This is a genomic window from Brooklawnia sp. (assembly GCF_032229645.1).
Taxonomy (GTDB): domain Bacteria; phylum Actinomycetota; class Actinomycetes; order Propionibacteriales; family Propionibacteriaceae; genus Brooklawnia.
Genome location: NZ_JAVTWX010000114.1, coordinates 1 through 5,030, shown reverse-complemented (window position 1 = coordinate 5,030; position 5,030 = coordinate 1). Strand labels below are relative to the sequence as shown.

The 5,030-nt window shown below is 65.9% G+C and carries 4 protein-coding genes; all 4 read left to right on the top strand.

The genetic code is table 11. From position 1 onward, the window contains the following. Positions 1-1,482: lysine--tRNA ligase (locus AAFP05_RS08350; protein WP_341729398.1), on the top strand; the 1,482-nt coding region annotated here is incomplete at its 5' end. A 157-nt stretch (positions 1,483-1,639) separates the two neighbouring features. Continuing rightward, the gene (locus tag AAFP05_RS08345) at positions 1,640-2,482 is read left to right on the top strand and encodes a YwiC-like family protein (RefSeq protein ID WP_341729397.1); all 843 of its coding nucleotides are present in this window, start codon (positions 1,640-1,642) and stop codon (positions 2,480-2,482) included. A 105-nt stretch (positions 2,483-2,587) separates the two neighbouring features. Further along, positions 2,588-3,805 (top strand): DUF1015 domain-containing protein, encoded by a 1,218-nt coding sequence (locus tag AAFP05_RS08340; protein WP_341729396.1) that lies wholly within the window; start codon positions 2,588-2,590, stop codon positions 3,803-3,805. A gap of 106 nt (positions 3,806-3,911) precedes the next feature. Then, a partial coding sequence (locus AAFP05_RS08335) for a propionyl-CoA--succinate CoA transferase (protein ID WP_341729395.1) occupies positions 3,912-5,030 on the top strand: 1,119 nt, incomplete at its 3' end.

Sequence of the window (5,030 nt, the reverse complement as noted above, 5' to 3'; positions counted from 1 at the left end):
GCGCTGGAGGCGGCCGGGCGTCCCGGTTACCCGGTCGGTCACCTGAATGCGGTCTGGCTGTCGACAGCGCTGCCCGGTTTGCAGATCAACGAACCCGGAGCAGCTGCCGCAGCGACCGCTTCGTTGGCGACGCAGCCTGGGACGGCACAAGCCGAAGAGCACTCACTCGCCGGGCGCATCCGCCGGATTCGCGACCACGGCGGGGTCTGCTTCGCCGACCTGACCGACCGCGGAGCCGGCCTGCAACTGCTGCTCGACGGCGCCAAGATCGGTCGCGTCCGGCTACGGGAATTCTCGCGGCTAGTGGATTCCGGTGACATCATCGAGGCAACCGGGCGGTTGGGCAGATCGCGCAACGGCACGCCATCCCTGCTGGTCGACAGCTGGACGATGCTGGCCAAGGCGACACACCCGGTGCCCTGGCAGGGCTTGGTGGATCCGCAAGCCCGGGCCAGGAACCGCTCTCTCGATCTGCTGGTCAATCCTGGCGAGCTCGATCTGCTGCTCGCCCGCAGCCGGGGTATCTCCGCGGTCCGTCAGACGCTGCTGGACGAGAGCTTCTGCGAGGTCGAGACACCGATCCTCGGCACCACCAACGGTGGAGCCACCGCGCGTCCGTTCCGCACCCACATCAACGCCTACGACACCGATCTGGTGTTGCGCATCGCACCCGAGCTATCGCTGAAGCGGCTGCTGGTGGCAGGCATGGGTCCGATCTTCGAGATCGGGCGCAACTTCCGCAACGAGGGCGCCGACACCACGCACAACCCCGAGTTCACCGTGGTCGAGGCCTACCAGCCGCTGGCCGACTACACCGATATGCGGCTGCTCACCCAGCGCATCATCCAGAACGCAGCAATAGCCGTGCATGGACGACCCGTACTGCCGCTGCCCGATGCGTCCGGTTCGGTGAAGCTGACCGATATCAGCGGCGATTGGCCGGTGGTCACCGTCACCGAGGCGGTCTCGGCGAAGCTCGGTCGCGAGGTCAGCGTGCATACCGATCTGGACGAGCTGATCGAGATCGCCCGCGATCTGGAGATCGACCTCAAGGAGGGGCTCGGACCCGGCGCGGTGCTGGAAGAGCTCTACGGGGAGCTGGTCGAGCCAGCGACCATCATGCCGACCTTCTATGCGGATTTCCCGGAGGAGAGCTCGCCGCTGACAGCCCGTCATCGCAGCAAACCGGGGCTCGTCGAGCGCTGGGATCTGGTGGCAGGCGGCATGGAGCTCGGCACCGCCTATTCGGAGCTGGCCGATCCGCTGATCCAACGCTCACGGCTGACCGAACAGTCCTGGCTGGCGGCTCAGGGCGATCCGGAGGCGATGGAGGTGGACGAGGACTTCCTCGGCGCCCTCGAACTCGGCATGCCACCCACCGGTGGTCTGGGCATCGGGCTGGACCGGCTGATCATGGCGATCACCGGCACCGCCATCCGTCAGGTGCTGACCTTCCCGTTCGTCAAGCCGGTCGGCAGGTAGCCCGCTTGACCTGGCTGTGGTCACCTTGATCGGGTGGTTCTGGGGTCGCCGCCTTGGTCGGGTGGTTGGGGTCGCCGCCGCTCGCCCAAAGAATAGGCTCGCTTACCGGCGACCCCAACCACCCGTTTTCGTCTTCGACCAAACAGTTAGGGCATCGATGAGTAGGCGCTGTTCCGAACCGCAGCAGACAGCTCGTCCGAGAAGCCGCCGCAAGAAAAAGTCCCTGGCGGCGCGCGGCTGGCTGCCGAACCAGCATGGCGCCTGGGCCATGCTCGCCGTCCCGTTCATCGTGGGCGTGGTGCTGGCGTCCAGAGCCGGCAAACCCCTCGAAGCCTGGCTGGTTCCGCTTGCCATCGCCGAATTGTCCGCCTACCTCGCGTTCAATGTGCTCGGACTGTGGCTGCACGCCGCCCCGGCGCGCCGCGAGGCATTCCGCACGCCGATGATCGCCTACGGAGCGCTCACCGGTCTCGGCGCAGCCCTGGTGATCGTGCTGGGTGGCGCCTCGTTGCTGTGGTGGCTGCCGGTCGCGGCGCCGCTGATGGCCTGGGCGGTGTGGCAGGCGTCGCGCAAACACGACCGCTCGGTCACCAGCGGGCTGGTCACCGTCGCACTGGCGGTCGGGATGGGTCTCGCCATCGGTTTTCCCGACCCCAGGGAGCTGATGGCCGGATCCTCCGGCAGCTGGGCCGGGTTGGCGACCTTCGGGGCCCTCTTCGGCTATTTCGGCGGCACGGTCTGGCACGTGAAATCGTTGATTCGCGAGTGGGGCAACCCGCGGGCCAGGCGGCAATCCATCGGATGGCACGTCGCGTTCACCGCCCTGACCACGGTGGCCACCGTCGCCGGGCTGCTCAACCTCGGCTGGCCGGTCTTCTTCGCCGTCTGCACGCTGCGCAGCTGGTGGCTGCCGCGGCTGGATCATCGTCCCAAGCCGCTTCGCATCGGCATCTTGGAGATCGCGATGAGCGTAGCGGTGCTGATCGTCGCCCTCGCCTGAAGCCTGAAACAACCAAGCCGAGGAATCTTCGTCCGGAACAGCGGTTTTCCGGCGAAGCAACCGCTCGGCTCCCGCGCATCGCCGCAGCCCGCTAGCGTAGTGACCGTGCCACGTTTCGAACCTTTCAACGCCATCCGCTACGCCGCGGACGCCAACTGGGATCAGGTCATCGCGCCGCCCTACGATGTGCTCTCCGACGACGACGTCACAGAGCAGAACAATCGCAGCAGGCACAACATCACCTGGATCGATGTGCCCCGCGGCGATTCCAGTCGCTACGACATCGCCGGTTTCCTGCTGAAAGAGTGGCTCGAGAAGGGCATCCTGATACACGAGGAGACGCCCTCGTTCACCATCTACCGGATGGATCTGATAGATGCGACCGGCGCCAAGCGCACCATCTCGGGCGTGCTCGGCGGCCTTGAGGTCGTGGACGAGGGAGCCGGCGGGGTGCTCCCGCACGAGAGGACGACCAAGAAGGCCAGCACCGACCGGCTCGACCTTACTGTCGCGACCGGGGCGAACCTCTCGCCGGTCTGGGGACTCTCGCTCGCGTCCGGACTGACCGAGGCGCTGGCCGCTCCCGGCGAGCCGATCGGTCAACTGGTGGTCGACGACGTCACTCACCGCGTCGAGCGGGTCACCGATCCGGCGCGGGTTGCCGCGATCAGCCAGATCGTCGGCTCCGACGATGTGCTGATCGCCGACGGTCACCACCGTTACGGCATCTCCCGGGTCTACCGCGACATGGTGCGCAAGGCGACCGGACGCAAGGACACCGCCGCCGAACTCACATTGACCTTCATCAACGAGCTCGTGGACGACCAGCTGTCGATCGAAGCCATCCATCGCATCTACGACGGCGTCTCCTTCGACGAGCTGAAGAAGGATCTGTCGGGCAGCTTCATCATCGAAGAGATGACCGAACCGCTCGGGCCGCAGACCCTGGCCGCAATGGCCGCGACCGGGCGGCTGGTGCTGCTGGATCCCAGGGGACGCCCGAGCTGGCTGACGCCGCGTCAGGGAGCCTTTACCGGTGTCCGCGCGCTGGATGGAGCCTGGCTGGAGCACGCCCTGGCGGGCAGCAATGCGCAGGTCAGTTATCAGCACGGCCTGGACGAGGTACTCGCCGAGCTTTCGGATGCCGGCACCGGCCCATTCGGCAGGCATGCCGGCGCGATACTGATTCGTCCTACATCGCTGGCAGAGATCGAACGGACCGCTCGCGAAGGCCTGCTGATGCCTCCGAAGTCCACGTTCTTCACGCCGAAGTTGCGCACCGGACTGGTGATCCGTCCGACCACGCGTCTACCGAACACATGACCGCCAGAGCCGGACGAGCCCAGCCAGGTCTGACCCCGACCCCGAGGTCCGCCGGAAGTTGCGGACCGATAGCCTTTTCAACGTCACATTTCAACGAGGAGGGTTCATGTCTGGCCGCATCCAGCACCCGGCATTCGCAAGCAAGGTCATGAGTGCTGCGGACGCCGCAGCTCTTGTTCATCCCGGAGCATCGATCGGATTCTCGGGCTTCACGGGCGCCGGCTACCCCAAGGAGTTCCCGGGTGCCCTGGCGGCGCGCATCAACGAAGCCCGCGGCCGTGGCGAGGATTTCACGATCCGCATGTTCACCGGTGCCTCCACCGCCCCCGAACTCGACGGTGTACTCGCGGAAACCGGCGGCGTCGCCCTCCGCGTGCCGTACCAGTCCGATCCGTCGATGCGCAAGAGCATCAATGACGGCACCACCTCATACAACGATGTGCACCTGTCGCACACCACCAAGCTCGTGCGGATGGGCTTCTACGGTCACCTCGACTTCGCGGTCATCGAGGCCACCGCGGTGACCCCCGAGGGCGAACTCATCCCCTCATCGTCGGTGGGCGCGAACCGTACCTACCTGGACGAGGCCGACAAGATCATCGTCGAGGTCAACTCGTGGCAGACCGAGGACCTCTACGGCATGCACGACATCTACTACGGCATGGAGATCAAGCCGCGGCGCGAGCCCATCCCGATCAACCATCCCGGTGACATCGTCGGCCAGAAGACCTTCAAGGTCGACCCGAGCAAGATCGTCGCCGTCATCGAGACCGACGACCCCGACCGCAACTCCCCCTTCAAGCCGCTGGACGACGACTCCCGCGCCATCGCCGGCCACCTGCTCGACTTCCTCGAGCAAGAGGTCAAGGCACACCGGATGCCCGAGCACCTCTGGCCGCTGCAGTCTGGCGTCGGCAACATCGCCAACGCGGTGCTGGCAGGTCTGAAGGACTCGAAGTTCGAGCACATGACCAGCTACACCGAGGTCATCCAGGACGGCATGGTCGACCTGATCGACGCCGGCAAGATCGACGTGGCCTCGGCCACCGCGTTCTCGCTATCGCCCGAGATGGCGCATCACATGAACGAGCATGCCAAGGACTACCACGGCCGGATCATCCTGCGCCCGCAGGATGTCTCCAACCATCCCGAGGTCATCCGTCGTCAGTTCGTCATCGCCTGCAACGGCATGATCGAGGCCGACATCTACGGCAACGTGAACTCG

Bases quoted from the DNA above. Each gene is read 5' to 3' on its own strand.
- AAFP05_RS08345 (WP_341729397.1), top strand. From the start codon at position 1,640: ATGAGTAGGCGCTGTTCCGAACCGCAGCAGACAGCTCGTCCGAGAAGC.